Raw genomic sequence first — 26,523 nt, 5'->3', positions numbered from 1 at the left:
CATGGACCGGCGCCCGGCCGTCCTTGCGCTGCTCGTGCTGCTGCTCGCCGCCGCCGCGGCATGGGCGACAACGATCGGCAGCGCGCCGATCGCGCTCGGTGACATCATCGCGGCGCTGACCCGGCCGGACGGCTCGCGCGAGCATCTCGTCGTCGCCACCGTGCGGGTGCCGCGCATCGTCGCGGCGATGATCGTCGGCGCTTCGCTTGCCGTCGCCGGGGCGATCCTTCAGGCGATGACCGGCAACCCCCTCGCCTCGCCGGGCATTCTCGGGATCAATGCCGGCGCGGCCTTCGCGGTGGTGCTGGCGCTCGTCTTCCTCGGCTCGCCGTCGCGCGAGGCGCATATCTGGTACGCCTTCGCCGGCGCGGGCGTCGCGGCCGCGCTGGTCTTCGCCATCGCCTCGACCGGGCCCGGCGGGGCGACGCCGGTCAAGCTCGCTTTGTCCGGCGCGATCTTCGCCACCTTCCTCGCCTCGCTGACGGCGGCGATCCTGATCTTCGACGCAAGGACGCTGGGCGCCGTGCGGCTGTGGACGGCCGGTTCGCTGGCCGCGCCCGAGATGTCCTCGGTGCTCACGGTCCTGCCCTACACTGTCCTCGGCCTCGCCGCCGCGGTGGTCATATCGGGGCAGGTGACGACGCTGAGCCTCGGCGCGGACGTGGCGCGGGCGCTCGGCCAGAACCTCGCGCTGTGGAACCTCGTTTGCGGGGCCTGCGTCATCGTGCTCGCCGGCTCGGCGGTGGCGCTCGCCGGCCCGGTCGGCTTCGTCGGCCTCGTCGTCCCGCATATCGTCAGGCTGACCGCCGGAACCGACTATCGTTGGATCATTCCGTTCTGCGCCGCGGGCGGGGCGCTGCTGGTGGTGGTCTCCGACGCGGCGCTGCGCCATCTTATGCCGGCCAGCGACGTGCCGGTCGGCGTCACCATGGCCCTGATCGGCGCGCCGTTCTTCATCCATCTCGCCCGCAGCCGGACGGGCCTGCGATGACAAGGCTCGTCCCCGCCCTCCTCCTCGCCATCGCCGCAATCTCGGCGGCGGCGCTGTCGCATGGCGACTATCCGGTGGCCCTGCCCGAGCTGGCGCGCATCCTCACCGGCGGCGAGGCGAACCCGCAGGCGGCGCTGGTGGTCATGGAGTTCCGGCTGCCGCGGCTCCTGCTCGGCATGGTCGTCGGCGTCGCGCTCGCCGTCGCCGGGGCGGTGACCCAGGCGATCATGCGCAACCCGCTGGCCGAGCCGGGCATACTCGGCATCAACAGCGGGGCCGCGCTCGCGGCCGTCGTCGTCATCGTCCATCTCGAGGGGCGCTCGCTGCACCTGTTGCCGTGGCTGAGCTTCCTCGGCGCGCTGGCGATGACGGTCCTGCTCTATCTCCTGTCGTGGCGCGGGGGAACGTCGGCCATGCGCATCGTCCTCGTCGGCATCGGCCTCAACGCGCTGGCCGGGGCGGCGGCGACGTTCATCTCCACGTTCGGCGAGGTGGCGAGAATGCAGCAGGCGATGGTGTGGCTGGCGGGCAGCGTCTACGACAGCTCGTGGGAAAAGCTGGGCGTGACGCTGGCATGGGTCGCGCCGCCGGTGGCGCTGATCTGGCTGCTGTCGCGCGAACTCGACGTCCTGACCTTCGACGACCTTGCGGCGCGCGGCCTCGGCCAGCGCGTCGACCGGGCGCGGGCGGCGATGATGCTCCTGTGCGCGCTGGCCTGCGGGGCCGCCGTCTCGGCCGCCGGGCTCGTCGGCTTCATCGGCCTCGTCGCGCCCCACATCGCGCGGCGGCTCGTCGGCCATGCCCATGCGCGGCTGGTTCCCGTCTCGGCGCTCATCGGGGCGCTGCTCGTCATCTGCGCCGATTTCGCCGGCCGCACCGTCATCGCCCCGGCCCAGCTTCCCGTCGGCCTGACGACCGCGATCCTCGGAGCGCCGTTCTTCATCTATCTCATGTGGAGGCGCCGGGCCTGACATGCCAACGCAACCCGCTCTCGCCGCGCACGCCGTCTCGATCGGCTACGGCCGCAGCGTCATCGTCCAGAACCTCGACCTCGCGGTCGAGAAAGGCAGCTTCACCGCCCTTCTCGGCCCGAACGGCAGCGGCAAGTCCACCCTGCTGCGCGCGCTGGCGCGGCTTCTGCCGCTGCGCGGCGGCACGATCGCGCTCGACGGCCGGCCGATCGACGGGCTCTCCGCGCGGCAGCTCGCCCGGCGCATCGGCGTGCTCGGCCAGGGAACCGCCGCCCCGGAGGGCATGACCGTGGCCGAGCTCGTCCGGCAGGGCCGCTATCCGCACCGCTCGCTGTTCAGCCGCTGGAGCGCCGCCGACGAGACGGCGTGCGCCGACGCGCTGGCGCAGACCGGCGCGCTGCACTTGAAGGACCGGCTGCTCGAAAGCCTCTCCGGCGGCCAGCGGCAGCGCGCATGGATCAGCATGACGCTCGCGCAGGAGACCGACATCCTGCTTCTCGACGAGCCGACGACCTATCTCGACCTCGCGCATCAGGTCGAGGTTCTGGAGCTGATGCGCGAGCTGACCGTCGCGCGCCGCAAGACCGTGGTCGCCGTGCTCCACGACCTCAACCTCGCCGCCCGCTACGCCGACCGGATCGCCTTCCTGAAGGATGGTCGCCTCGTCGCCCACGGCCGCGCGGAAGAGCTGATGAGCGCACGGACGATCGAGGACGTCTTCGGGCTCGCCTGCTCGGTCCTCGTCGACCCGTTCACCGGAAAACCCCTTTGCGTGCCGGCGCTTAAGGCACGCGCACCTGTTGCAGATAGGTGACACCAACGGCGCTCGCGCGGCCCGCCCTATAATATGATTGATTTTCTCATGTTTGGCCCCGTAAGTGAGCGAGCATCGTTTTCACTTGGGCAATGGAATCCGGGGACCATCGGGACATGAGATCGACATCCGCAAGCAGGCGTCTGGCCGGCAACACCGCAAGCTGGGTCATCGCGATAACGACCCTTCTCGGCGGCGCGTCCGTCGCGATGGCTCAGGAGGACGGGGCGGCGCAGGACGACGCCATCGTCCTCGACACTATCATCGTCGGCGGCGAGAAGTTCGCCCGCGATCCCTTCACGACCTATACCAGCGTCGAGGTGGTCACCAGCGAGCAGCTCGACGCCCATGTCCGCAAGACGCTCGGCCAGGCGTTGAACAGCGCGCCGAACATCCGCGCCTTCGAGACCGGCGACGGCAACACCAACATCGTCATCCGCGGCAACAACGCCGAGGGCGCGACCCAGCCGAGCCGCTCCAATCCCGTTATTTCTGTCACCGTCGACGGCGCCGAGCAGGGCATCGAGGCGACGCGGCGCGGCACGCGCGGGGTCTGGGACGTCGAGCAGATCGAGGTGCTGCGCGGGCCGCAATCCACCCTTCAGGGGCGCAACGCCCTCGCCGGCGCCGTCGTCATCAAGACCAAGGACCCGACATGGGAGCCGGAGTTCATCGTCGAGGGCCTTGCCGACACCGACGACATGAAGTCGGGCGCGTTCGCGCTCTCGGCGCCGATCTTCAAGGACCAGCTCGCGTTCCGCCTGTCGGGGCAGGTGCTGCGCGACAAGAAGGACATCACCTATGTCGATCCCGCCCTCGCCTCGCTCGGCGAGGACGAGTTCGAGGAGTTCCGCGGCAAGCTGCTGTTCACGCCGGACTTCCTGCCCGGCTTCACCGGCCTGTTCACCGTCAGCCACACCCATGACAAGCCAGCATGGGCGCTGGTGACGGGCCCGGATTATTTCGATCGCGTCTTCGCCGACGTGGACATGAGCGCGGCCGAGTTCCGCGACACCAAGGTCAATCGCTACACCGCGGACCTGACCTACGAGCTGACGCCCGACTGGACGGCGAAGTCCGTCACCTCGTTCGTCGACACCAAGGTGGACATCACCTCGCCCGCGACGTCCATCCTCGTGCGCGACGACATCCGCGACGGCGGCGACTTCTCGCAGGACCTGCGCTTCACCTACGATTCACCGGACTCGCCGTTCTCCGGCGTGTTCGGCGTTTATGCCGGCCGCTCCACGATGGGCATCAACTCGAACATCGACGTGCAGAATTTCGCGCTGGTGGGCATGCTGATCGGACAGGGCGCGGACCCGGTCGATGCGGTCAACCTCGTGGACTTCCTGTCCGGCGGCGGCACTCGGACGCCGTATCAGCGGCTGAATGCCGATAACAAGAGCGAATCGATCGCGGCCTATGCCGATGTCCGCTACGATTTCGCCGACAGGTGGACGCTGCTCGCCGGCGGCCGGCTGCTCTACGACAAGGTGTCGAGCAACTATGCCGGCCAGCTGCTCGACGTGACGGATTTCGCGGATTTCGCCGCGTCGATGGACGAGAACACCTCCATCGCCAACACCGCCTTCCTGCCGAAGATCGGCCTCGCCTTCAAGCTGACCGAGGACCAGACGCTGGCGGCGACCGTCAGCCGCGGCTACAGGCCGGGCTTCTCCGAGCTGGTGATCGGCTCGACGGCGATCAACGAGGTCGAGGCCGAGTCGGTGTGGTCCTACGAGCTGGCCTACCGCTCGCGCTGGCTGGACGAGCGGCTGCATCTCAACGCCAACGTCTTCTACAACGACTATCGCAACCAGCAGATCCCGGTCGCGTTCGACTTCCGCTTCCCGTTCCACACCATCACGGTCAACGCAGCGAAATCGCATTCCTACGGCGCGGAGATCGAGGCGCGCTGGAGCGCCTCGCCCAATCTGGAGCTCTTCGCCGGCCTCGGCCTCTTGAAGACCCGCTTCGATGAGGGCATCGACGAGGCCGGCAACAGCCTCGAAGGCAACAGCTTCACCGAGGCGCCGGCCGTGACCGCCTCGCTCGGCGCGATCTGGCGCCACGAAACCGGCTTCTTCGCCGGGGCGGACGTGTCCTATACCGACGGCTACTACAGCAAGGGCAACATCTCCAACACGCCGGCGCAGCTCGTCGACGCGTTCACGCTGGTCAACGCCCAGATCGGCTACGAGACCGAGAACCTGACCTTCACCGCCTTCGCCAAGAACCTGTTCGACGAGCAGTACCTGACCAGCATCTCGTCGGGCGGAACCTACGCCACGATCGGCGACGGCAGGTCGTTCGGCATCCAGGTGACGGGCCGCTTCTGACCCCGATCAATTATCCGAAGCGCGGAAGGCGAATCCGAAGGATCGCGCCGCGCTTCGACCGCCAATGAAAACGGCGGGCCAACCATCCGGTCGGCCCGCCGTTTTCATGTGTCTCACGCGCACGCTTCGGGCGTGCGCGGCATCGGCCTCACGAGCAGCCGCTGGTCGAGCCGCAGGTGTCGCACTTCTCGCAGGTGCCGTTGCGGACCATGGTGAAGTTCTGGCACTCGGTGCACATGTTGCCGGTATAGCCCTGCATCATCGCCTGCACCCGGCGCTCGGCGGCCAGCGCCTTGGCGTCGGAAGCCTCCTTCGCGGCCATTTCGGTGAACAGCTCGTCGGCGGCAGCCTCGAGCTGCTCCTCGATCGCCGCTTCCTCGGCCAGTTCCTTCGCCCGCTCCTCGTAGTCGCGGCGGAAGGCGGTGACGACGCCCGTCTCCGCGTCGAGCTTGCGGGCGGTGGCCGTGCCGATGGCCGTCACCGTCGCGCCGCCGGAGGTGGAGGCGCGCGGCGCGGAACCGGAAGCGCCCTTGGGCTCGCCGCCCGCCGCGCCGCCCGTTCCGGCCACCAGCGTCGGCTTGTAGCCGCGCGTCCAGCCGGTCGAGATCAGGTTGGTCTTGCCCTCCTGAATGCCCTTGCCGAGCGTGGTGTTGGAGAAATCCGACGTGTCGACATGGGCAAGGTCGTGGCGGCCGAGATAGGAGATCGCCAGCTCGCGGAAGACGTAGTCGAGGATCGACGTCGCGTTCTTGACCGCGTCGTTGCCCTGCACGATGCCGGCCGGCTCGAAGCGGGTGAAGGTGAAGGCCTCGACATATTCCTCGAGCGGCACGCCGTATTGCAGGCCGAGCGAGATGGCGATGGCGAAGTTGTTCATCATCGCCCGGAAGGCCGCGCCCTCCTTGTGCATGTCGATGAAGATCTCGCCGAGGCGGCCGTCGCCGAATTCGCCGGTGCGCAGATAGACCTTGTGGCCGCCGATCACCGCCTTCTGGGTGTAGCCCTGGCGGCGGTTCGGCAGCTTCTCGCGGTCGCGCACCACCTTCTCGACGACGCGCTCGACGATCTTCTCCGTCACCTGCGCAACGCGCGCGGCGGCGGGCTGGGCGACCAGCTCCTCGGCGCGCTCGTCGGCCTCGTCCTCGTCGTCGGAGATCAGCGAGGCGTTGAGCGGCTGCGAGAGCTTCGAGCCGTCGCGGTAGAGCGCGTTGGCCTTCAGCGCCAGCTTCCACGACAGCATGTAGGCGCTCTTGCAATCGTCGACGGTCGCCTCGTTCGGCATGTTGATCGTCTTGGAGATGGCGCCCGAGATGAAGGGCTGCGCCGCGGCCATCATGCGGATGTGGCTCTCGACCGACAGGTAGCGCTTGCCGATCTTGCCGCAGGGATTGGCGCAATCGAACACCGGCAGGTGCTCGTCCTTCAGATGGGGCGCGCCCTCGAGGGTCATCGCGCCGCAGACATGGATGTTGGCGGCCTCGATGTCCTTCTTCGAGAAGCCGAGAGCCGGCAGTATCTCGAAGGAGAAGTCGCCAAGCTGCTCGTCGGTGAAGCCGAAGGTCTCCTTCAGCCAGTCGGCGCCGAGCGTCCACTGGTTGAAGATGAACTTGATGTCGAAGGCGGAAGCCGTGGCCGCGTTCAGCGCCTCGATCTTCTCGTCAGTGAAGCCCTTGGCCTTCAGCGAGCCGAGATTGATGCCCGGCGCCTGGTTCAGATTGCCGTGGCCGACGGCATAGGCCTCGATCTCGGCGATCTGGCTTTCCGAATAGCCGAGCGTGCGCAAAGCTTCGGGAACCGCGCGGTTGATGATCTTGAAGTAGCCGCCGCCGGCCAGCTTCTTGAACTTGACCAGCGCGAAGTCAGGCTCGATGCCGGTGGTGTCGCAGTCCATGACGAGGCCGATCGTGCCGGTCGGCGCGATGACCGTGGCCTGCGCGTTGCGGAAGCCGTATTCGGCGCCGAGGTCGATGGCCTTATCCCAAGCGGCGCGGGCGTGCTCGACCAGCTCCTTCTGCCAGACATGGGTCTCGTCGAGCGGCACCGGCGCGACCGACAGCTTCTCGTAACCTTCGCTCTCGCCATAGGCGGCGCGGCGGTGGTTGCGCATCACGCGCAGCATGTGCGGGGCGTTGACCGGGTATTCGGGGAACGCGCCGAGCTCGGACGCCATCTCGGCCGAGGTGGCGTAGGCGACGCCGGTCATCAGCGCGGTCAGCGCCGCGCACAGGCCCCTGCCCTCGTCGGAATTGTAGGGGATGCCGGCGGTCATCAGGAGGCCGCCGATATTGGCGAAGCCGAGGCCGAGCGTGCGGTACTCGTAGGACAGCTTGGCGATCTTCCACGAGGGGAACTGCGCCATCATCACCGAGATTTCCAGCACGACGGTCCACAGCCGGACCGTGTGTTCATAGGCGGCGATGTCGATGGTGCCGTCGCCGTTGCGGTAGGGCAGAAGGTTGATCGAGGCGAGGTTGCAGGCCGTGTCGTCGAGGAACATGTATTCCGAGCACGGGTTCGACGCGCGGATCGGGCCGGCCGCCGGGCAGGTGTGCCAGTCGTTCATCGTCGTGTTGAAGTGAAGGCCCGGATCGGCGCTCGCCCAGGCGGCGTAGCCGATCTTCTCCCACAATTCGCGCGCCTTCAGCGTCTTGTGGACCTTGCCGTCGATGCGGCGGATCAGGTTCCACTCGCCATCCGCTTCCACGGCACGCAGGAAATCGTCCTTGAGCGAGACCGAATTGTTCGAGTTCTGGCCGGAAACGGTGAGATAGGCCTCCGAATCCCAGTCGGTGTCGTAGGTCTTGAACTCGATCGAGGTGTAGCCCTGCTTCGCGAACTGGATGACGCGCTTGACGTAGTTCTCCGGCACCGCGTTCTTCTTGGCGGCGCGGATCTCGCGCTTCAGCGCCGGGTTCATCGCCGGGTCGAAGCAGTCGTCATTGCTGCCTTCGCAGTTGACGCAGGCCTTCATGATCGCGGCGAGGTGCTGCTTGACGATCTTGGAGCCGGTGACGAGGGCGGCGACCTTCTGCTCCTCGTTCACCTTCCAGTCGATATAGGCCTCGATGTCGGGGTGGTCGGCGTCGACGACGACCATCTTGGCGGCGCGGCGGGTGGTGCCGCCCGACTTGATGGCGCCGGCGGCGCGGTCGCCGATCTTGAGGAAGCTCATCAGGCCCGAGGACTTGCCGCCGCCCGACAGCTTCTCGCCCTCGCCGCGCAGGTGGGAGAAGTTGGAGCCGGTGCCGGAGCCGTACTTGAACAGGCGCGCCTCGCGCACCCACAGATCCATGATGCCGCCCTCGTTGACGAGGTCGTCGCCCACGGCCTGGATGAAGCAGGCATGCGGCTGCGGATGCTCGTAGGCCGAGGCCGAACGGGTCAGCTTGCCGGTGAAGGGATCGACGTAATAGTGCCCCTGCCCGGGGCCGTCGATGCCGTAGGCCCAGTGAAGGCCGGTGTTGAACCATTGCGGCGAGTTCGGCGCGACGCGCTGGGTGGCGAGCATGTAGGCGAGCTCGTCGCGGAAGGCGAGCGCGTCCTCCTCGGCCTTGAAATAGCCGCCCTTCCAGCCCCAGTAGGCCCAGGTGCCGGCAAGGCGGTCGAACACCTGCCGCGCGTCGGTTTCCGAGCCGTAACGCTCGTCCTCGGACAGCTCGTCCAGCGCCGCCTCGTCGGCCTCGGACCGCCACAGGAAGGAGGGGACGCCGTTTTCCTCGACCTTCCGCAGGCGCGCGGGCACGCCGGCCTTGCGGAAATATTTCTGCGCCAGGATGTCGGCCGCGACCTGGGAGAACTGCGCCGGCACGTCGATGTCGGCGAGGCGGAAGACCACGGAGCCGTCCGGGTTGCGAATCTCGCTCACCGCCTTGCGGAATTCGATCTCCGCGTAAGGCGACTGCCCTTCCTTCGTGAAACGACGTTCGATGCGCATCTCTTCTCGGTCCCTATCCTAAATATAGTGTCTTTCGGCTGCGGGAACAGCATCCCTCGTCCACGTCCCGTCAGCCCCTGCCCGCCGCATCGCGGCGGCGGAAATTCCCCGTTGCCCGGCATGCCGGCGGGGGCGGTTCCCCGAATCGGCGGCATGAACGCAGGCACCCTCGAAACGCTTGCTCCAACGCGCCTTCCGGCGGAAAGCTTGTCCCGAATGCGCCTTCCGGCGCCCTCGCCGGTGGCGCGTTGCGACACCGGCTAACCACATATCTAGCATTTATCCTGATATAAAACACTAAATATAGTGTTAACAGGAAATTTACGCTAGCCGCCGGACGGCTGGACCGCCCACTCCGAGAGGGCAAAAAAATCCCTCTCCCGGCCGCCGCCACGAGGCGGCCGGACCCTGGTAAACTCGCACAGAGCTGGAAAAAGGCCGAAGGACAGACTTTCCGGCCGCATCCGGAACGCGGACACGAGCGCCATAAAAAGCGACTCGCCATGCCCCGTCAAGAACTCGTTTTGCCGAGAACGACGCCCCCAACATCTTGTGTGCAGGAATGTGGATAGCGGGGAGAATGCGCCGCCGCCTTCCCCATCAGGTGAGGAGGTTGAGCAGCAGGAAAATGACGGCCGCCAGCACCGCCGAGGCGGGCACCGTCGTCACCCAGGCGGTGGCGATGGTCATGACATGGGCGCGGCGCACGAGCCTGCGGCGCGCGATCTCCTCGCGCGAGACCGGCACGTCGTCGATATCGGGATCACCGATCGCCGCGCTGCCGGCTTCGGCCTCGTCATGCCCCTTGCCCTGCTTGCGGGCGGCGCGCGCCTTGTTGCCCTTGCGCTCCAGATAGGCGCGCCGGCGCGGCGAGTTCGCCGTGTACCATTCGCGGAAGAAGCCGACGCCGAACACCGCGCCGACCGCGATGTGGGTGGAGCTGACCGGCAGGCCGAACCACGAGGCGACGATGACGGTGATGGCCGCCGACAGCGCGACGCAAAAGGCGCGCATCGGGTTGAGCTTGGTGATCTGGCCGCCGACCATGCGGATCAGCTTCGGCCCGAACAGGACGAGGCCGAGCGAGATGCCGAAGGCGCCGATGACCATCACCCACAGCGGAATGCCGACGACGGACGACTCCTCGCCGGAGGCCGCATGGACGATGGCGGCGAGCGGGCCGACCGCGTTGGAGACGTCGTTCGCGCCGTGGGCGAAGGACAGGAGCGCCGCGGAGAAGATCAGCGGCAGGCGGAACAGCTTGCGCAGCGACTGGTTGCGGTTCTCGAGCTCGGCCGCCTGCCTCTCGACGCCGATCTTGGCCAGGCCCCAGACCATGACGAAGCAGCCGAGGCCGAGCACGGCGATCTGGAGCCCGGAAATCGAGACGACCCGCTTCAGCCCCTTGGTGGCGAGATAGGCGCCGAAGGCGCCGGCCATCACCGCGATCAGGATCGGCACCCACAGGCGCGCGGCGGCGATCTTGTCGTCGCGGTAGATGATGTTGGCCTTGATGAAGGCGAGGAAGGCGGTGGCGAACAGCGCCCCGAGCATCGGCGAGATCACCCAGCTCGCGGCGATGCCGCCGATCGTCGCCCAGTCGACGGCCGCGAAGCCCGCCGCGGCGATGCCGGCGCCGGCGACGCCGCCGACGACCGAATGCGTGGTCGAGACCGGCGCGCCGATCCATGTCGCGATGTTGATCCACAGGGCAGAGGCGATCACCGCCGCCAGCATCAGGCGGATGAACACCCCCTTGTCGGCGACGGCCGCGGGATCGACGATGCCGCTGGAGATCGTCGTCACCACGTCGGCGCCGGCGATGAGCGCGCCGGCGCTCTCGAACACGGCGGCGATGGCGAGCGCTCCGCCCATCGTCAGCGCCCTGGCGCCGACCGCCGGGCCGACATTGTTGGCGACGTCGTTGGCGCCGATGTTCAGCGCCATATAGCCGCCGATGGCGGCGGCGGCGATGATGATCACCGAGCCCGGCTCGCCCATCACGAACAGCGCGGCGATGATGCCCGACAACGCGAGGAACAGCAGCCCCAGCCCCGGCGCGACCAGCCCGCGGGCGACGAAGCTCGCCGCCTCCTCGACATGGGCGAGCTTCTCGAGATCCTTGTCGAGCGTCTTCTTGCGCGTCTCGGCGGCGAATTCGTTCATCGGCTTTCCCGGAGGGCAGGCTTCGGACCCGCGCGCGCGGCGCGTTTATCCTACCGCTCTAGGCATGCCGGCAAACTATCTCAAGCGGCGAAGGCCGGAAGACATCGTTAGGCGGCAAATTTTCGTGGATTAGTGGCGAAGGACGCGATCAGTTCGCGCAACTCGACCTCGGCGACGAGATCGGCGGCTTCCTGCGGCGTGAACCAGTGGCGCTTGCGCTGCTTGCGCTCCGGCCACTTGTCGGCGACGCTTTCGACCTCGAGCGGGAACACGCGCACCTCGCAGCGGCGGCGCGCGCCGGTCGGCGACACCTTGCCGTAGTAGAAGCGGCCGATCTCGGCGGGCTTGACCGGCCCGGCCACGCCCGCCTCCTCGGCGGCCTCGCGGGCGGCGGCCTCGTGCAGCGGCTCGCTCTTCTCGGGCCAGCCCTTGGGCAGCACCCATCGGCCGGTGCCGCGGCTCGTCACCAGCAGCACCTCGTGGCTTCCCTCGCCGCTCACCCGCCAGGGAAGCGCCGCCACCTGGACGTGCGGCGGCACGCCTCCGAGGAAACGACGGATTCTCTCCCTGAGCAGACTCAGCCTGCTGCGCCCGATCATCATCGGCCTTTCATCCCGAATGAATGGAATTCGAGAATCGAGATTACGCGCAATTATGTGAAGATAAAGGAAAAAATGTGCAATTCCCCGGACAGGGCGGGCGAAACGGCGTCAAGCGCGGCGCATCGGCAAGCCCCGGGCAAGTTTCAGCCGGCTCAGGAGCGATGATCCTCGGAAATCGGCTTCTGGTAGGCGAATCCCATGTCCCACGGGAAATAGATCCAGGTGTCCTGCGAAACCTCGGTGATGAAGGTGTCGATCACAGCCCTGCCCTTGGGCTTGGCGTAGACGGCGGCGAAATGCGCCTTGGGCATCATCGCCCGCACGATCGAGGCGGTCTTGCCGGTATCGGTCAGGTCGTCGATGATCAGGACGCCCGCGCCCTCGTTCTCAAGAAGGGCCGGAACCACCTCCTTCAGGACCTTCAGTTCGCCCTGCTCGGTGTAGTCGTGGTACGAGGCGATGCAGACCGTCTCGATCAGGCGGATGCCGAGCTCGCGCGCGATCACCGCCGCCGGCACCAGCCCGCCGCGCGTGATGCAAACGATGGCCCGCCATTCGGCATTGATGCCGGCCAGCCGCCAGGCGAGCGCGCGCGCGTCGCGGTGGAACTGGTCCCAGGAGACGGGAAAAGCCTTTTCGGGAAGGGACATCGGCGCACTCCGGCTGGTGTGGAATGCAGTTTGGATTAGCCGGAACCGGCGGCCTTTGGCAAGGGCCGCCCGCGCGGCGATCCCGCTTCCCGGCCCGGCCGACTCGCCATAGACTGGCCGGAGGCGCGGCCCGCGCCTCCTCCCTCCGCACGGGAAAGCATTCTTCATGCAGGGCCATCGACCTTCACGAACCGACTGTTCGAGCATCGCGCATAAGGAGGGATTGCAGCACCTGCTCGCATCAGGAGGTACCTTGAAATGAAGCCGTCCGCCCCCGCCCATCGCCTGAAACGGCGCGCAAAGCTGCTTGCGCGCGTGCACGGCATTGCGCTCCACGCCGCGCTCGACCACGTCGCGCGCGAGGAAGGGTTCGCGAGCTGGAGCATGCTCGCCTATCGCCTCAGGGACACGCCCGGCGAAGGCATTGCCGCAGACGCGGTGTTTGCCGGCCTCGTTCCCGGCGATCTCCTGCTGATCGGGGCAAGGCCGGGCCAGGGCAAGACGCTGATGGGGCTGAAGCTGGCGGTCGAGGCGATGCGGGCCGGCCGCCGCAGCGTGTTCTTCTCGCTGGAATACACGCCTCTCGACATGGCCGGGCGCTTCCGCGCCATCGGCGTCGAGCCGGCGCAGTTCGACGCCCGCTTCACCTTCGACGATTCGGACGCGATATGCGCCGGCCATGTCATGGAGACGCTGGCCGACGCGCCCGCCGGGACGTTCGCGGCGATCGACTATCTCCAGCTGCTCGACCAGCGGCGCGACAAGCCGGCGCTCGACGCGCAAATCCGCGCGTTGAGGGCGTTCGCCCGCGCGCGCGGCATCGTCCTCGCCTTCATCAGCCAGATCGACCGCAGCTACGACGCGGCGGCGAAGCCGCTGCCGGATCTCGCCGACGTCAGGCTGCCCAACGCGCTCGACCTGTCGCTTTTCAGCAAGGCGTGCTTCCTCCACGCGGGGCGCATGAGCTTCCAGCCGGTCGGCTAGAGCGGCGGGCGCCCGGAAAAATCCGGGCTGCCGCTCTATCTGTTTGTCTTTGCCGCATTTATGCGACGTCAAGTGATTCCACTTGACTGCAAAATGCCCCAAGCGGGCGTCAGCGCGACATCAGCGTCGCGACGGGCATGGACTGGAGCAGGGTGCGGGTCGCGCCGCCGAAGAAGAACTCCTTCAGGCGTGACTGGCTGTAGGCGCCCATCACCAGAAGGTCGGCGCGCATGTCGGCGATGCGGTTCTCGATCGCCTCGCCCGCGCCGATCCCGGCGGAGAAACCCGCCGAATAGGTGACCTTCGCCCCGTGCCGGGCGAGCGCCGCGGCGATGTCGGCCCCGGCGACCGCCGCGTCCTGGTCGGCGTCGTCGGAGACGTCGAGCGACAGCACCTCCGTCTCCTCGGCGGCGCGGATGAACGGCAGCGCGTCGAAGGCGGCGCGCGCCGCCTGCTGCGAGCCGTTCCAGGCCAGGAGCACCTTGCGGAAGGCGCAGTCGACGGACACCGCGTAGGGAATGAACAGAACCGGGCGGCCGCTCTCGAACAGCAGCGCCTCGACATCGGCGAGAAGGCCGGAATCGGCGTTCGGATCGGCCTGCTGCACCACGATCAGGTCGCAGGCGCGGGCAAGGCCGAGCGCGCTCACCGCGCTGTCGCCCGACACGTTGGTCATCGCGCGCCAGCCGTGCGAGATGCCCTCGCTGCTGCAACGCGCCTCGAACAGGGCGCGGATCTCGGCGCTGCGCTGCTCGTTCGCCTCCTCGCTCGCGGCGATGAAGTCGGTGTCGGGGAACCCCATCGGCGACACGTAGGGCATGGCCATGGCCTCGGCATGGAACCCGATCAGGTGGGCGCCGTAGCGGGCGGCCAGCGGTATGGCGCAGTCGAGCACCCGTTCGGCGTCGGCCCTGGTCTGCAGAACGGCGAGAATCGTCTTGTAAGTCATCTGTGTTTCTCCGAGGGCTCCGGCGTTTCACGCCGCCGACGGGTTCACTGTGCCTTTGGCGGCGCATCCGCTCCTTGACCTTTGTCAATCGCGCATGGTCCCCTGAAGTTCCTCCAATATGGCCGGCATGACAAGCCGCCAGAAGGCCGCAAGACAATGATCTCTGAAATTAACGGGGATCTTGAAATTGCCCGGCCGGCGGCCGACATTGGCCTGACGACGCGAAAAGCCAAAGGACCCGCAAACCGCATGAACGGCCCGCGCATGATCGATCCCTTCGGGCGCGCAATCAGCTACCTGCGCGTCTCGGTGACGGATCGCTGCGACTTCCGCTGCACCTATTGCATGGCGGAGGACATGGCCTTCCTGCCCAAGAAGGACCTGCTCAGCCTCGAGGAGCTGGACCGGCTGTGCAGCGTCTTCATCGAAAAGGGAGTCAGGAAGCTCAGGCTGACCGGCGGCGAGCCGCTGGTGCGCAAAAACGTCATGCACCTCGTGCGCCAGCTTTCGCGCCACCTCGACAGCGGCGCGCTCGACGAACTCACGCTGACGACCAACGGCTCCCAGCTCGCCCGCTTCGCCGACGAGCTCGCCGCGTGCGGGATACGCCGCATCAACGTCTCGCTCGACACGCTCGACCCGCAGAAGTTCCGCACTGTCACCCGCTGGGGCGACCTTGGCAAGGTGATGGCCGGGCTGGACGCGGCGCAGGCGGCGGGGCTGAAGGTCAAGCTCAACGCCGTCGCGCTCAAGGGCTTCAACGAGGACGAGCTGCCGGACATGCTGCGCTGGGCGCACGGCCGCGGCATGGACCTGACCGTCATCGAGACCATGCCGATGGGCGAGATCGACGCCGACCGCACCGACCAGTACCTGCCGCTGTCGACCCTCAGGGCGAGGCTCGAGCGGCAGTTCACCCTTATCGACACCGGCTATCGGACAGGCGGGCCGGCCCGCTATGTCACGGTCGCCGAGACGGGCGGCCGCCTCGGCTTCATCACCCCGATGACCCACAATTTCTGCGAAAGCTGCAACCGCGTGCGGCTGACCTGCACGGGTACGCTCTATATGTGCCTCGGGCAGGAGGACGCGGCGGACCTGCGCGCCGCGCTGCGTTCCTCGGAAGGCAACGAGGCGCTGGCACGCGCCATCGACGAGGCGATCGGGCGCAAGCCGAAGGGCCACGACTTCGTCATCGACCGGAACACGCGCCGGCCTTCCGTCGCGCGCCACATGAGCGTGACCGGCGGCTAGAACGGGGCCGCACGGCGCTTTTTCATGGCATCATGATTCGGGATCGCTGATCCGTTGCGCGAATCCGGGCCACGGCCTAGAGGAACGGTGGACACCGAGCAACTCGACGGACAGGCCAGTGCCCATCTCCTCCAATCTGCGCGCGGCCCTGTTCATGGTCATCGCCATGGCAGGCTTCACGGCCAACGACACCATCATCAAGCAGCTGATGGTGTCGATGGGGCTCGGCCAGGTGATGCTGATCCGCGGCATCTTCGCCACCGCCATGATCTTCATCCTCGCCTGGAACCGCGGCGCGCTGGCGCGGCCGCGGCAGCTGCTGCACCCGACCATGGCGCTGCGCGCGGTGTGCGAGATGATGTCGACCGTGTGCTTTCTCGGCGCGCTCGCCCATATGCCGCTGGCCAACGCATCGGCCGTGCTGCAGGCGCTGCCGCTCGCCGTCACCATGGGCGCGGCGCTGTTCCTCGGCGAACAGGTCGGCTGGCGGCGGTGGCTCGCCATCCTGTTCGGCTTCACCGGAGTCATGATCATCGTCCAGCCGGGGTTCGACGGCTTCTCCGTATACTCGCTTCTCGCGCTCGGCTCCGTGGTCTTCGCCGCCGGGCGCGATCTCATCACCCGGCACATCCCCGGCGACGTGCCGTCGCTGCTCGTCTCGACCATGACGGCGATGATGGTGGCGCTCTTCGGCGGCGTTCTTACGGTGGTTTCGGGCGACTGGGCCCCGGTTTCCACGGGATCGCTCGGCCTCCTGCTGATGACGGCCGTGCTGCTGCTCGTCGGCTACCAGTTCATCATCATGTCGATGCGCGAGGGCGACATCTCCTTCGTCGCGCCCTTCCGCTACACCGCGCTGATCTGGGCGCTGGTGCTCGGCTATCTCGTGTTCGGCGAGGTTCCCGGCTTCGCGATGATCGCCGGCGCGTCGTTCATCGTCCTGTCCGGCCTCTATGCGCTCTATCGCGAGCAGGTCGTCGGCAAGGGCAAGCCGGCCGCCGAAAGCACCAGCCCCAACATGGCGCCGGACGGCCTATGAGGACGGCGCAGCGCATTATCCCGGGCCCGGCGGCCCGCATCCCGGCCGGCCCGGGCCGTACCCTTCTTCCCCGGTCGGGGGGCCGCGCCCGCGCCGCCCGCGGCGAAGGCTGAGGGGCGGCCATGGCCGACTTTCTCGACCGGGCGTCGCCGCCGCACATCCTCACCCTCGTCATAGCGACCTCGGTGTCGGCGCTGGCGACCAACGTGTTCCTGCCCTCGCTGCCCGGCATCGCCCGCCATTTCGAGGCCGACTACGCGCTCGCCCAGCTCACGGTGTCGATCTACCTCGCGGCCACCGCCGTGCTCCAGCTCGGCATCGGCCCTGCCTCGGACCGCTTCGGCCGGCGGCCGGTGATGCTCGTCTGCCTCGGCATCTTCACGCTCGGCTCGCTGGCGGCGATCCTGGCGCCGACCATCGAGCTCCTGCTGGCGGCGCGCATCCTGCAAGCCTTTTCCGCCGCCGGCATGGTGCTCGCCCGCGCCATCGTCCGCGACACGGTGGCCAGCGACCAAGCCGCCAGCCGGATCGGCTACATCACCATGGGCATGGCGATGGTGCCGATGGTCGCGCCGATGATCGGCGGCCTGCTCGACGAGATCTACGACTGGCGGGCCTCCTTCGTGATGATGATCGTCTTCGGGCTGATCGCCTTCCTGCTCGTGTTCCTCGACCTCGGCGAGACCAACCGCAACGCCTCGGCCAGCCTCGCCGCGCAGATGCGCGCCTATCCGGGCCTCATCAGGTCGCTGCCGTTCTGGGGCTATGCGCTCACCGGCGCCTTCTGCATGGCGATGTTCTTCGTCCTCGTCGGCGCCGGGCCGTTCGTCGCGACGGAGCTTCTGGGGCTCCGCCCTTCCGAATACGGCCTCTATTTCGGCATGCTGTCGCTCGGCTACATGATCGGCAACTTCCTATCGGGGCGCTATTCGCGGCAGGTCGGCCTGGACACCATGATGCTGAACGGCAACGTCATGGCGGTGGTCGGCACCGCGCTGGCCTTCGGCCTGTTCTGGTTCGGCCTCGGCAACGCCCTCGCCTTGTTCGGCCCCATGGTGATCGTCGGCATCGGCAACGGCATGACCCTGCCGAACGCCGCCGCCGGCGTGGTCAGCGTGCGCCCCGAGCTCGCCGGCAGCGCCTCCGGCCTCGCCGGGTCGCTGCAGCTCGGTTTCGCGGCGCTTGTGTCGGCCTTCGCCGGCATCGTCGTCACGGTGGAAACCGGCGTCCTCGCCCTGCTCGCCCTGATGCTCGTCGCCGGCTTCGCGGCAATTCTCGTTTCCCTGCCGCTGGCGTATAGAAAAAGCGGATAGAAGCAGCCGAAAGGAGATCGCGCCGATGCCACTCGCGGGCCTTATCCTCGCCGGCGGCCGGTCGAGCCGGATGGGAACGGGCGACAAGGCCCTCGCGATGCTCGCCGGGCAGACGCTGGTCGCGCGCGCGGCCGCGCGCCTTGCGCCGCAGGTCGAGCGCCTGGCGCTGTCGGCCAACGGCGATCCCCGCCGCTACGCCCTGCCCGGCATCGACGTCGTCGCCGACGAGGACGAAAGCCGCTCCGGCCCGCTCGCCGGCATCCTCGCCGGTCTGCGCTGGGCGCAGGCGCTGGGCACCCCGCCGCGCGCGCTCGTCTCGGTGGCCGTCGACACGCCCTTCTTTCCCAAAGACCTCACGGCGCGCCTCGCCGCCGCATCCGGCGGGCCCGGCACCATCGCCGTCGCCGCCTCGCAGGGCGCATGGCACCCGACGGTCGCGCTGTGGCCGCTCGACATCGCCGACGACCTCGCCGCCAGCCTCGCCCGGGGCGAACGCGGCGCCGGCGCGTTCATCGGGCGGCATCCCCATGTCACGGTCGAGTTCCTGGCCATCGGCGGGCGCGATCCATTCTTCAACGTCAACACGCCGTCCGACCTCGCCGAGGCGGAGGCGATCGCGCGGGCCGACATGACGGGCCACGTCATCGGGATCGCCGGATGGAAGAATTCGGGCAAGACCACGCTCACCGTCGGGCTGGTCGCAGAGCTCAGCCGCCGCGGCTGGCGCGTTTCCACGATCAAGCGCGCCCATCACGACGCGGACGTCGAGCATGAGGGCACGGACACCTTCCGCCACCGTCAGGCGGGCGCGAGCGAGGTGATCCTCGCCACCGGCCGCCGCTGGGCGCTGGTCCACGAGTTGCGCGACGAGGAGGAGCCGGCGCTCGACGACCTCCTCGCGCGCCTCGCGCCGTGCGACCTCGTCGTCGTCGAGGGGTTCAAGCGCGGCGGCCACCCCAAGATCGAGACGCGGCGGCGCGAGGCCCGCGACCACGAGCCCCTGCCCGCATCGGCCAATGTCGTCGCCATCGCCGCCGACCATCCGGTCGCTGATGCGGCCGTTCCCGTCTTTGCGCTCGATGCGGTCCCGGCCATCGCCGATTTCGTCGAAAAGGCCGCCGGCCTGCGCTGAAACGCCGGAAGCGCTTTGCCGCACCACCTTATTTGACGATTGCATTCATGCTGAAAACAATGGGAATATCGGATTCAAAGTGCGGCGTGCGACCGCGCTTGAGTTCATCGCCGCGCCCATCGGGAAAGCGGCGGACGCACCAACAGAGAGGAACGACATGCGTATCACGTCACGGGTTTCACTGGTTCTGTCGGCAGCCGCGCTGGCCTTCGGCATCGGCGCCGCCGGGGCGCAGGAGAAGCTCCGCATCGGCACCGAGGGCGCCTATCCGCCCTTCAACAACCTGACTTCCGACGGCCAGCTCGTCGGCTTCGACATCGACATCACCCGCGCCCTTTGCGAGGAGATGAAGGTCGAGTGCGAGTTCGTCACACAGGACTGGGACGGCATCATTCCCGCGCTTCAGGCCAACCGCTTCGACGCCATCGTCGCCTCGATGTCGATCACCGAGGACCGTCTGAAGCAGGTCGACTTCTCCGACCCCTACTACACCAACTCGCTGGTGTTCGTCGCGCCGAAGGCGTCCGACCTGATGCCGGAGAACGCCGACGGCAAGTCGATCGGCGTGCAGGAAGGCACCATCGCCGCGTCTTTCGCCGAGGAGCACTATCCCAACGCCGACGTGAAGGGCTATCCCTCGCAGCTCGAGGCGTGGGCCGATCTCTCCAACGGCCGCCTCGACGCGGTGCTGGCCGATTTCGGCGTCCAGTACGGCTGGCTCGAGGAAGACGGCAAGGAATGCTGCGAGTTCAAGGGCGACGCCGTCAGCAACGACGACAAGATCGCCATCGCCATCCGCAAGGGCGACACCGCGCTTGCCGAGAAGCTGAACGCGGCCATCGCGGCGATCCGCGCCAACGGCAAATATGCCGAGATCAACGCCAAGTACTTCCCGTTCGACATTTTCGGCGAGTGAGCGGGCCGCACCAGCCCCACGGACGGCGGGACAACCCGCCGTCCCGTTTCTGCCGGCCGGATCGAAGCCGGGGAACGGTTTTCTCCACAAGCCTCGTAAAAGAACTAGAGCGCCCGGCGCTTCCGTGACACGGTAGCGGCAAGGGAACTGCCACAACGAACTGCCATATCGGGGAGGCTCGGCCGCCGCTTCCGGCGGGATTTCTCATGGAAGGGATGCTGCAACTCCTCGCCTTCGGGCCGGACGGCTGGGGCGACGAACTGGCCTCGGGCCTCGTCGTCACCGTGTCGCTGGCGCTCGCCACGCTGCCGCTCGGGCTGGCGGCGGGCTTCGCGGTCGCGCTCGCCAAGCAGTCGCCCGAGAAGTCGCTGCGCATGGCGGCGAACATCTACACCACGATCTTCCGCGGCCTGCCGGAGCTGCTGACGCTGTTCCTCGTCTTCTACGGCGCGCAGCTCGGCATCCAGCGTGTCGTCGCCTTCTTCAGCCCCGGGGCCTCGATCGAGATCAATGCCTTCGTCGCCGGCATGGTGGCGCTGGGCGCGGTGTTCTCCGCCTATGCCAGCGAGGTGTTCCTGTCGGCGTTTCGCGCCATTCCGCAGGGCCAGTACGAGGCCGGCCACGCCATCGGCCTGACCAACTGGCAGACGATGCGGCTCGTCATCCTGCCGCAGCTCATCCGCCTCGCCCTGCCGGGCCTGTCCAATTTGTGGCTCATCCTCGTCAAGGACACGGCGCTCGTTTCGGTCATCGGCCTGTCCGACGTCATCCGACAGGCCGGCATCGCCGCGCGCGTCAGCCGCGAGGCGTTCCTGTTCTTCGGCGTCGCCTGCCTGATCTATCTCGGGCTGGCGATCCTGTCCTCGGTCGCCTTCGTCTTCATCGAGCGCTGGGCCGGCAAGACGGAGCCTGCGCGATGAGCGGGGCCTCCGCCAGCCCGCCGCTCGCGGCACAGGAGCGCCCGCCCGAGCCGCCGCGCCGCTGGACGCGCGCGCGCATCGCCGGCCACGCGCTGATGGCGGTGTGGATCGCCGGCGGGCTGGGGCTCGCCGCCTTCCTCTACTCGGCCTACGACCCGGCGCTGTTCGCCCGCTTCGCGCCGAACTACCTGTCGGGCCTCAAGGTCACGCTCTCGCTCGTCGGCCTGTCGATCCTGCTCGGCGCGGCGCTCTCGTTGCCCGTCGCCTGGGCGCGCGGCTCGAAGAACCCGTTCGTCGCCTGGCCGGCCTATGCCTATGTCTATTTCTTCCGTGGCACGCCGCTGCTCGCGCAGGCGTTCCTGATCTATTACGGCATGGGCAGCTTCCGCCCGCAGCTCGAAGCCATCGGCCTGTGGGTGTTTTTCCGCGACGCGTGGTATTGCGCACTGTTCGCCTTCACGCTCAACACCGCCGCCTATCAAGCCGAGATCCTGCGCGGCGCGGTCCAGTCGGTGCCGCGCGGCCAGTGGGAGGGCGCGGCCTCGCTTGGCCTCCCGCGCTGGCTGACGCTGCGCAAGATCGTCCTGCCGCAGGCGCTGATCGTGGCGCTGCGCCCCTACGGCAACGAGATCATCCTGATGATCAAGGGCTCGGCCATCGTCGCCATCATCACCGTGCTCGACCTGATGGGCGAGACGCGGCGGGCCTATTCCCGCACCTTCGATTTCCAGACCTATCTGTGGGCGGCGGTGATCTATCTTGCGATCGTCGAGACGCTGCGCAACATAATCGACTGGATCGAGCGCCGCATCACCGCGCATCTCAAGCGGTGAAGCGGCATACATTCCAAACAGGATCATAAGCGAAGGAGAGCCGTCATGGCGAAGGTTGCATTTCTCGGGCTCGGCGTCATGGGCTATCCGATGGCCGGGCACCTGAAGAGCCGCGGCGGCCACGACGTCACCGTCTACAACCGCACCGCGGCCAAGGCCGACAAGTGGGTGGCCGAGCATGGCGGGCGCGCGGCGAGGACGCCGGCCGAAGCGGCCGAGGGACAGGACTTCGTCTTCTCCTGCGTCGGCAACGACGACGATCTGCGCGCCGTAACGATGGGGCCCGAGGGCGCGTTCGGGGCGATGAAGCGGGGCGCGATCTTCATCGACAACACCACGGCCTCGGCCGAGGTCGCGCGCGAGCTCTGCGACGACGCCAGGGGACGCGGGCTCGGCTTCATCGACGCGCCCGTCTCCGGCGGCCAGGCCGGGGCCGAGAACGGCGTGCTGACCGTGATGTGCGGCGGCGACGAGGCGACCTTCGAAAAGGCGAAGCCGGTGATCCAATCCTTCGCCCGCATGGTCGGGCTGATGGGGCCGGCGGGCGCGGGCCAGCTGACCAAGATGATCAACCAGATCTGCATCGCCGGCCTCGTGCAGGGGCTCTCGGAAGGCATCCATTTCGGCAAGAAGGCCGGGCTCGACATCGAGAAGGTGATCGAGGTGATCTCCAAGGGCGCGGCCGGCTCGTGGCAGATGGAGAACCGCCACAAGACCATGAGCGAGGGCCGCTACGAATTCGGCTTCGCGGTCGACTGGATGCGCAAGGACCTCGGCATCTGCCTCGCCGAGGCCGACCGCAACGGCGCGTCGCTGCCGGTCACGGCGCTGGTCGACCAGTTCTACAAGGACGTGCAGGGAATGGGCGGCAGCCGCTGGGACACCTCCTCGCTGCTGGCGCGACTGGAGCGGTAGGCTCGCGATGGCCGCCGCGGCCGGCCTTTCGTCCGCCTCGACGGCCGCGGAGATCGCGGCGCATATGGAAACGCTGCGCTCGGAAACGAACGTCGCCGGCATGGCGCGCTACGGCATCCGCACCGACACCGCGCTCGGCATCTCCAACCCCGACATGCGGAAGATCGCCCGGCTGGTCGGCCGAGACCACGCCCGCGCGATGGGGCTCTGGCGGACAGGCATCCGCGAGGCGCGGATGCTCGCCCTCTACACGGCCGAGCCCGGCCATCTGACGGCCGACGAGGCGCGGCGATGGGCCGCCGACTTCGCTTCCTGGGAGATCGTCGACGCCGCGGCCGATCTTTTCGTGGAGGCACGGCTGGAAGCGGTGCTGGTGCCGGAATTCGCCGCAGACGAGCGCGAGTTCGTCCGCCGCGCCGCCTTCGCCATGATCGCCGGCGCGGCGGTCCACCTCAAGCGCGAGCCGGACGCCGCCCTCCTCGCCTGGCTGCCGCTGATCGAGCGCCATGCCGGCGACGGCCGCAACTTCGTGAAGAAGGCCGTCAATTGGGCGCTGCGCAACATCGGCAAGCGCAGCATGGCCTGCCACGCCCCGGCGCTCGCGCTGGCCGAAAGGCTCGCCGCCTGCGACGACAGGACGGCGCGGTGGATCGGCAAGGACGCCGCGCGCGAGCTTTCGGACGAGAAGACCCTCGCGCGGGTGAGGCAGAAGACCTGAGCCGCCGCCTTAAGCCGCGCTCGCCCCGCTTTCCTTGTCGAGCACGAGGTAGTCGAGCGGAAGCTGCGTCGTGTTCTTGATCTGCTCCATGGCGAAGGCCGAGGAGACGTCGCGGATCTCGATCCTGGCGATCAGCCGCTTGTAGAAGGCGTCGTAGGCCGCGATGTCGGGCACCACGACCCGCAGCAGATAGTCGACCTCGCCGCTCATGCGGTAGAACTCGACCACCTCCGGGAACTCCTGGATCACCTCGGAGAACCGGCGCAGCCACTCCATCGAGTGGGCGTTGGTGCGGATCGACACGAAGACGTTGACGCGGGTGTTGACCTTGACCGGGTCGAGGATGGCGACGCGGCGCTGGATGACGCCCTCCTCCTCCAGCTTCTGGATGCGGCGCCAGCACGGCGTCGTCGAAAGGCCGACCTTCTTGGCGATGTCGGCAACGGCGAGCGTCGAATCCTCCTGCAACAGGCGAAGAATTTTGCGATCGAGGCGGTCCATTCGGCATCTCCGTAGAATTTCATGCCAATATGGACAGCGCCCGATAGGCCGGCAAGAAATATTTTCCTGTCAGGCGGCAGATTCCGGCGTGCAGAACCTAACCCGGCGGTCCGGCGCGCACTGGTTTTGCGCGCCGGCCGTCTCTCGCCTCACGCCTGTTTCAGGCCGCCGCGCTCGGCCGCGCCGCCAGCGCGGCGTGCCAGCGCCGCACATTGGCGAGCTCCTCGGGCACGGAAATGCGCGCCGGCTTCATGAAGTCGACGGCGATCAGGCCGGTGATGTCGGCGATGGAATAGGCGTCGCCGGCGGCGAACTCGCGTCCCGCCAGCTCGCGGTCGAGCAGGGCGAGGAAATCGAGCGCCTTCGGCTTGTTGGCCTCGCCCCATTCGGCGACCTGCGGCACCTCCCACTCCTTCATCGCCGGGTGCATGTGGCGGAAGGCATGGGCGACCGGCATCAGGAGGTTCAACTCCATGCGGCGCTGCCATTCCTCCACTCTTGCCCGGCCGACCGCGCCGGCGCCGAACAGCGGCGGCTCGGGTTGCACCTCCTCGAAATAGCGGCAGATCGCCACCGACTCGGTGATCACCGTGCCATCGTCGAGCTCGAGCACGGGAAGGCGGCGCAGCGGGTTGCGGTCCGCCACCTCGGGCGCGCGATGGCCCATCGCCCCCATGTCGACCGGCGCCAGCGGCACCTCGATGCCCTTCTCGGCCAGGAAGACGCGCACCCGGCGCGGATTGGGCGCCTTGCCGCCGTCGAACAGTCTCATGCGAAATCTCCTCTCCCGTCGCGGGGCCATTCCAGCCCCCGTCGACCCAAGGTTATCACCGGAAAGGAGTTTTGGGCGAGCCAGTTCCGCGCCGCGTCGGGCACTGAAGACGATGAATCACGACATCCGCGCAACGTCCTGAAATATTTATTCTTATCGTGTCGTTCTATTGCCGCAATCGTCGCCTAGACACAGCTCATGTGCATGCGGACATTCGTCAGAATCTTGAGGCTTGCCGGGGAAGCACGGTCCTTCGCCCGGGGCGGCTTCCCGTCGAATCCGGAACACCGCACCTGATTCCACCGCTCCGGGACACCCAGCCGAGATTTGCGGTTCATTTCTGCGGCGCCGACGCCGCTTTGATGGAGCGTATGATGTTCTTTTCCCCTAGACCATTTCATCGTCTTACCGAGGTGAAACGGCCTAACTCCTTGTTTTTACGCAATTCCGGACGGAAAAGTGCTTCACACTTTTCCTGGAATTGCTCTGCCCGGCCGTTCTGCCGGGCCTGCAACCGCAACCTGCCGCGCGCCGCCAGCCGCTGCCCCTGGTGCAAGACGCCCTTGCGCGCAGGCGGCCACACCGCGCCCCTTTTTCACGGCGACTTCGCCGAAGCATTCGCGGGAGACGGCCGATGAAGGCGCTACTCCCCTTTCCCCCGCTTGCCGAGCCGGCGGGCGAGATTCTGCACGGCGTCCTGCCGTGGCGCATGGCGCGCAAGTCCGGCCTGCGCATCCTGCTCGTCGGATCCATGGATGGCGAGTGGACGGTACCGGCCGGCGCGCCGGTGGCCGAGCGCGCCTCGTTCCTCTCCGCGGCGCTTCACGCCTTCGAGGAAGCCGGAATCATCGGCGAGATCGACACCGTCCCGCTGCACGGCTCGGCCGATGCCGACCTCCTCGTGTTCGCGATGAAGGTGCGCGGCACGCTCTCGCACTGGAAACGGCAGGGCGAGCGGCAGCGGCGCTGGTTCTCTCCGCAGGAAGCGGCCGGCCTCGTGCGCGACCCCGCCCTCGCCGCCGCGATCCGCGCCTTCGCCGGGGACGCGGGAGCGGAGGATGAAAAGGGCCAGACCCGCGCGGCCGGAACGCCGCAGCCCGCGCAACTCTCTCCTTAAAGCAGGATCAGCCGCCGAACAGGCGGCGCAGCCAGCCCACCATCGGGGAAAGCCAGTCATGGCTTTCCTCGGCAATGCCGCCATGGATGCGCCGCCAGTCCTGCGGCCGCTCGAACGAGCCGGCCCACAGGCCGCGTCCGGCCTGCCGCGCGACCGCTTCTGCGTCGCGGTAATCGCCATAGGCAACCGCCCAGCCGGCCTCGACCATCGCCCGGTTCACCTCGACGCCGCCGGCGGCGCAGGTCGCCAGAACCCGCTCGTAACGGTCGCGCTGCCGGCTTTCGCATGAGACTGCGCGGCCGGCGACGAGCCGCGCCAGCGCCTCGCGGGCCTCGCGCCCGCACGGATAGTCCGCGCCGGCGCGTGTGCAGGTCTGCGTCAGCTCGGGCGCATCGATCCCCTGGAGGCGGACGCGCTCGCCATCGAGGATCAGCGAGTCGCCATCGGCGACCCGCGCCGTGCCGCGCAGCGTCTCGGCCTCGCGCAGCAAAGGGGCGTACGCACCGGCAAGCGCGACCGCGCCGAGGACGACAAGCGCGAGCGCGAGATCGGCGAAGCCGCTCCGGCGCGAGCGGCCCCTCCGCGCCCGCCCCCGCGTCGGCCGGCCTCCCGTCATGGCGTCCTCATCGGGGGAAGGCTCTTTTAATCATTCGCGGCTAGCTTGCATCCACCGGAAGTTTCCCTGCGGAA

23 protein-coding genes and 1 pseudogene are annotated in these 26,523 nt (G+C 67.9%); 16 read left to right on the top strand and 8 right to left on the bottom strand.

Annotation, left to right across the window (positions count from 1 at the left end):
• Position 1: 1 nt before the first annotated feature.
• From M9945_RS10980 to M9945_RS10965, 4 genes are all read left to right on the top strand, one after another.
• Positions 2-991 carry a FecCD family ABC transporter permease gene (locus tag M9945_RS10980; protein WP_367944518.1) on the top strand — a complete coding sequence of 330 codons (990 nt, stop codon included), beginning with the start codon at positions 2-4 and terminating at the stop codon, positions 989-991.
• The gene (locus M9945_RS10975) at positions 988-1,962 is read left to right on the top strand and encodes a FecCD family ABC transporter permease (RefSeq protein WP_367944517.1); all 975 of its coding nucleotides are present in this window, start codon (positions 988-990) and stop codon (positions 1,960-1,962) included. Before M9945_RS10980 ends, M9945_RS10975 begins: the two co-directional genes overlap by 4 nt.
• Before the next feature lies 1 nt (position 1,963).
• Positions 1,964-2,776 carry an ABC transporter ATP-binding protein gene (locus M9945_RS10970; protein ID WP_367944516.1) on the top strand — a complete coding sequence of 271 codons (813 nt, stop codon included), beginning with the start codon at positions 1,964-1,966 and terminating at the stop codon, positions 2,774-2,776.
• A 116-nt stretch (positions 2,777-2,892) separates the two neighbouring features.
• Positions 2,893-5,118: a TonB-dependent receptor gene (locus M9945_RS10965; RefSeq protein WP_367944515.1), complete on the top strand. Its 2,226-nt coding sequence runs from the start codon at positions 2,893-2,895 to the stop codon at positions 5,116-5,118.
• A 148-nt stretch (positions 5,119-5,266) separates the two neighbouring features.
• Here M9945_RS10965 and M9945_RS10960 read toward each other — a convergent pair whose 3' ends face one another.
• The 4 genes from M9945_RS10960 to gpt all read right to left on the bottom strand — a co-directional run bounded on the left by M9945_RS10960 (position 5,267) and on the right by gpt (position 12,470).
• The gene (locus M9945_RS10960; RefSeq protein ID WP_367944514.1) at positions 5,267-9,052 is read right to left on the bottom strand and encodes a vitamin B12-dependent ribonucleotide reductase; all 3,786 of its coding nucleotides are present in this window, start codon (positions 9,050-9,052) and stop codon (positions 5,267-5,269) included.
• 600 nt (positions 9,053-9,652) lie between these two features.
• Positions 9,653-11,218: an inorganic phosphate transporter gene (locus M9945_RS10955; RefSeq protein ID WP_367944513.1), complete on the bottom strand. Its 1,566-nt coding sequence runs from the start codon at positions 11,216-11,218 to the stop codon at positions 9,653-9,655.
• A gap of 107 nt (positions 11,219-11,325) precedes the next feature.
• Entirely contained in the window at positions 11,326-11,757 is a 432-nt protein-coding gene (locus M9945_RS10950; RefSeq protein ID WP_367930980.1) for an NUDIX hydrolase, read from the bottom strand.
• Between the two features lie 215 nt (positions 11,758-11,972).
• Positions 11,973-12,470, bottom strand: a complete 498-nt coding sequence (gpt, locus tag M9945_RS10945; RefSeq protein ID WP_367930979.1) for a xanthine phosphoribosyltransferase — start codon at positions 12,468-12,470, stop codon at positions 11,973-11,975.
• Positions 12,471-12,728: 258 nt separating this feature from the next.
• Here gpt and M9945_RS10940 point away from each other — a divergent pair, with 258 nt between their 5' ends.
• The gene (locus M9945_RS10940) at positions 12,729-13,454 is read left to right on the top strand and encodes a DNA helicase (protein WP_367944512.1); all 726 of its coding nucleotides are present in this window, start codon (positions 12,729-12,731) and stop codon (positions 13,452-13,454) included.
• 109 nt (positions 13,455-13,563) lie between these two features.
• Here M9945_RS10940 and M9945_RS10935 read toward each other — a convergent pair whose 3' ends face one another.
• On the bottom strand, positions 13,564-14,403 hold the full coding sequence (locus M9945_RS10935) for a universal stress protein (RefSeq protein ID WP_367930977.1): 840 nt from the start codon (positions 14,401-14,403) through the stop codon (positions 13,564-13,566).
• A gap of 249 nt (positions 14,404-14,652) precedes the next feature.
• Here M9945_RS10935 and moaA point away from each other — a divergent pair, with 249 nt between their 5' ends.
• The 10 genes and pseudogenes from moaA (at position 14,653) to M9945_RS10885 (ending at position 23,443) form a co-directional block, all read left to right on the top strand.
• Positions 14,653-15,657, top strand: a complete 1,005-nt coding sequence (gene moaA, locus M9945_RS10930; protein ID WP_367944511.1) for a GTP 3',8-cyclase MoaA — start codon at positions 14,653-14,655, stop codon at positions 15,655-15,657.
• A 118-nt stretch (positions 15,658-15,775) separates the two neighbouring features.
• On the top strand, positions 15,776-16,696 hold the full coding sequence (locus M9945_RS10925; RefSeq protein WP_367944510.1) for a DMT family transporter: 921 nt from the start codon (positions 15,776-15,778) through the stop codon (positions 16,694-16,696).
• 122 nt (positions 16,697-16,818) lie between these two features.
• A complete protein-coding gene (locus tag M9945_RS10920) occupies positions 16,819-18,009 on the top strand; it encodes a multidrug effflux MFS transporter (RefSeq protein ID WP_367944509.1) in 1,191 nt (396 codons plus the stop codon).
• 25 nt (positions 18,010-18,034) lie between these two features.
• Positions 18,035-18,598, top strand: a pseudogene (gene mobA / locus M9945_RS10915) (molybdenum cofactor guanylyltransferase MobA); the annotation flags it as partial.
• 39 nt (positions 18,599-18,637) lie between these two features.
• Positions 18,638-19,141 carry a molybdopterin-guanine dinucleotide biosynthesis protein B gene (mobB, locus tag M9945_RS10910; protein ID WP_367944817.1) on the top strand — a complete coding sequence of 168 codons (504 nt, stop codon included), beginning with the start codon at positions 18,638-18,640 and terminating at the stop codon, positions 19,139-19,141.
• A 157-nt stretch (positions 19,142-19,298) separates the two neighbouring features.
• A complete protein-coding gene (locus tag M9945_RS10905; RefSeq protein WP_367930971.1) occupies positions 19,299-20,057 on the top strand; it encodes an ABC transporter substrate-binding protein in 759 nt (252 codons plus the stop codon).
• A 206-nt stretch (positions 20,058-20,263) separates the two neighbouring features.
• The gene (locus M9945_RS10900) at positions 20,264-20,977 is read left to right on the top strand and encodes an ABC transporter permease (protein WP_367944508.1); all 714 of its coding nucleotides are present in this window, start codon (positions 20,264-20,266) and stop codon (positions 20,975-20,977) included.
• Positions 20,974-21,810 carry an ABC transporter permease gene (locus M9945_RS10895; protein ID WP_367944507.1) on the top strand — a complete coding sequence of 279 codons (837 nt, stop codon included), beginning with the start codon at positions 20,974-20,976 and terminating at the stop codon, positions 21,808-21,810. The genes M9945_RS10900 and M9945_RS10895 overlap by 4 nt, the downstream gene beginning before the upstream one ends.
• Before the next feature lie 45 nt (positions 21,811-21,855).
• On the top strand, positions 21,856-22,725 hold the full coding sequence (locus tag M9945_RS10890; RefSeq protein WP_367944506.1) for an NAD(P)-dependent oxidoreductase: 870 nt from the start codon (positions 21,856-21,858) through the stop codon (positions 22,723-22,725).
• Positions 22,726-22,732: 7 nt separating this feature from the next.
• Positions 22,733-23,443, top strand: coding sequence for a DNA alkylation repair protein (locus M9945_RS10885; RefSeq protein ID WP_367944505.1), 711 nt, complete (start codon positions 22,733-22,735; stop codon positions 23,441-23,443).
• Positions 23,444-23,452: 9 nt separating this feature from the next.
• On the opposite strand, the gene M9945_RS10880 is transcribed toward M9945_RS10885, so the two are convergent.
• Positions 23,453-23,944 carry an Lrp/AsnC family transcriptional regulator gene (locus M9945_RS10880; protein ID WP_367944504.1) on the bottom strand — a complete coding sequence of 164 codons (492 nt, stop codon included), beginning with the start codon at positions 23,942-23,944 and terminating at the stop codon, positions 23,453-23,455.
• Between the two features lie 160 nt (positions 23,945-24,104).
• Entirely contained in the window at positions 24,105-24,716 is a 612-nt protein-coding gene (locus M9945_RS10875) for a glutathione S-transferase (RefSeq protein WP_367944503.1), read from the bottom strand.
• A gap of 634 nt (positions 24,717-25,350) precedes the next feature.
• On the opposite strand from M9945_RS10875, the gene M9945_RS10870 reads away from it, so the two are divergent.
• On the top strand, positions 25,351-25,833 hold the full coding sequence (locus M9945_RS10870; RefSeq protein ID WP_367944502.1) for an NUDIX hydrolase: 483 nt from the start codon (positions 25,351-25,353) through the stop codon (positions 25,831-25,833).
• Positions 25,834-25,840: 7 nt separating this feature from the next.
• Here M9945_RS10870 and M9945_RS10865 read toward each other — a convergent pair whose 3' ends face one another.
• Complete coding sequence (locus M9945_RS10865) at positions 25,841-26,449, bottom strand: thermonuclease family protein (protein ID WP_367944501.1); 609 nt, start codon at positions 26,447-26,449, stop codon at positions 25,841-25,843.
• Positions 26,450-26,523: the final 74 nt, after the last annotated feature.

Source organism: Aquamicrobium sp., from assembly GCF_023954335.1.
Classification (GTDB): domain Bacteria; phylum Pseudomonadota; class Alphaproteobacteria; order Rhizobiales; family Rhizobiaceae; genus Aerobium.
This window is presented reverse-complemented; position numbering and strand designations above follow the sequence as displayed.

Excerpts from the sequence above, each read along its gene's own strand:
- M9945_RS10980 (WP_367944518.1), top strand. The coding sequence starts at position 2 with ATGGACCGGCGCCCGGCCGTCCTTGCGCTGCTCGTGCTGCTGCTCGCC.
- M9945_RS10975 (WP_367944517.1), top strand. The coding sequence starts at position 988 with ATGACAAGGCTCGTCCCCGCCCTCCTCCTCGCCATCGCCGCAATCTCG.
- M9945_RS10970 (WP_367944516.1), top strand. The coding sequence starts at position 1,964 with ATGCCAACGCAACCCGCTCTCGCCGCGCACGCCGTCTCGATCGGCTAC.
- M9945_RS10965 (WP_367944515.1), top strand. The coding sequence starts at position 2,893 with ATGAGATCGACATCCGCAAGCAGGCGTCTGGCCGGCAACACCGCAAGC.
- M9945_RS10960 (WP_367944514.1), bottom strand. The coding sequence starts at position 9,052 with ATGCGCATCGAACGTCGTTTCACGAAGGAAGGGCAGTCGCCTTACGCG.
- M9945_RS10955 (WP_367944513.1), bottom strand. The coding sequence starts at position 11,218 with ATGAACGAATTCGCCGCCGAGACGCGCAAGAAGACGCTCGACAAGGAT.
- gpt (WP_367930979.1), bottom strand. The coding sequence starts at position 12,470 with ATGTCCCTTCCCGAAAAGGCTTTTCCCGTCTCCTGGGACCAGTTCCAC.
- M9945_RS10940 (WP_367944512.1), top strand. The coding sequence starts at position 12,729 with ATGAAGCCGTCCGCCCCCGCCCATCGCCTGAAACGGCGCGCAAAGCTG.
- M9945_RS10935 (WP_367930977.1), bottom strand. The coding sequence starts at position 14,403 with ATGACTTACAAGACGATTCTCGCCGTTCTGCAGACCAGGGCCGACGCC.
- moaA (WP_367944511.1), top strand. The coding sequence starts at position 14,653 with ATGAACGGCCCGCGCATGATCGATCCCTTCGGGCGCGCAATCAGCTAC.
- M9945_RS10920 (WP_367944509.1), top strand. The coding sequence starts at position 16,819 with ATGGCCGACTTTCTCGACCGGGCGTCGCCGCCGCACATCCTCACCCTC.
- mobB (WP_367944817.1), top strand. The coding sequence starts at position 18,638 with ATGACGGGCCACGTCATCGGGATCGCCGGATGGAAGAATTCGGGCAAG.
- M9945_RS10905 (WP_367930971.1), top strand. The coding sequence starts at position 19,299 with ATGCGTATCACGTCACGGGTTTCACTGGTTCTGTCGGCAGCCGCGCTG.
- M9945_RS10900 (WP_367944508.1), top strand. The coding sequence starts at position 20,264 with ATGGAAGGGATGCTGCAACTCCTCGCCTTCGGGCCGGACGGCTGGGGC.
- M9945_RS10895 (WP_367944507.1), top strand. The coding sequence starts at position 20,974 with ATGAGCGGGGCCTCCGCCAGCCCGCCGCTCGCGGCACAGGAGCGCCCG.
- M9945_RS10890 (WP_367944506.1), top strand. The coding sequence starts at position 21,856 with ATGGCGAAGGTTGCATTTCTCGGGCTCGGCGTCATGGGCTATCCGATG.
- M9945_RS10885 (WP_367944505.1), top strand. The coding sequence starts at position 22,733 with ATGGCCGCCGCGGCCGGCCTTTCGTCCGCCTCGACGGCCGCGGAGATC.
- M9945_RS10880 (WP_367944504.1), bottom strand. The coding sequence starts at position 23,944 with ATGGACCGCCTCGATCGCAAAATTCTTCGCCTGTTGCAGGAGGATTCG.
- M9945_RS10875 (WP_367944503.1), bottom strand. The coding sequence starts at position 24,716 with ATGAGACTGTTCGACGGCGGCAAGGCGCCCAATCCGCGCCGGGTGCGC.
- M9945_RS10870 (WP_367944502.1), top strand. The coding sequence starts at position 25,351 with ATGAAGGCGCTACTCCCCTTTCCCCCGCTTGCCGAGCCGGCGGGCGAG.
- M9945_RS10865 (WP_367944501.1), bottom strand. The coding sequence starts at position 26,449 with ATGACGGGAGGCCGGCCGACGCGGGGGCGGGCGCGGAGGGGCCGCTCG.